The 216-nt window shown below is 56.0% G+C and carries 1 protein-coding gene; it reads right to left on the bottom strand.

The window, feature by feature from the left end:
- A partial coding sequence (locus SBI19_RS29470; RefSeq protein WP_317973087.1) for a hypothetical protein occupies positions 1 to 216 on the bottom strand: 216 nt, incomplete at both ends.

Genomic DNA, 216 nt, shown 5'->3' with positions numbered 1-216 from the left:
GAGCGGTACGCCGCCAGCGAGCGCAATAAGGTGCAAAAATGCACCATATGGGAGCGGAATGCTACCAACGAGCGCAATAAGGTGCAAAAATGCACCATATGGGAGCGGTACGCCGCCAGCGAGCGCAATAAGGTGCAGAAATGCACCACATGTGAGCGGTACGCCGCCAGCGAGCGCAATAAGGTGCAGAAATGCACCACATGTGAGCGGAATGCT

Source organism: Paenibacillus sp. CCS19, from assembly GCF_033239625.1.
GTDB lineage: Bacteria > Bacillota > Bacilli > Paenibacillales > Paenibacillaceae > Paenibacillus_T.
The sequence above is the reverse complement of the archived record's forward strand: the minus strand, read 5'-3'. Positions and strand labels throughout refer to the sequence as shown.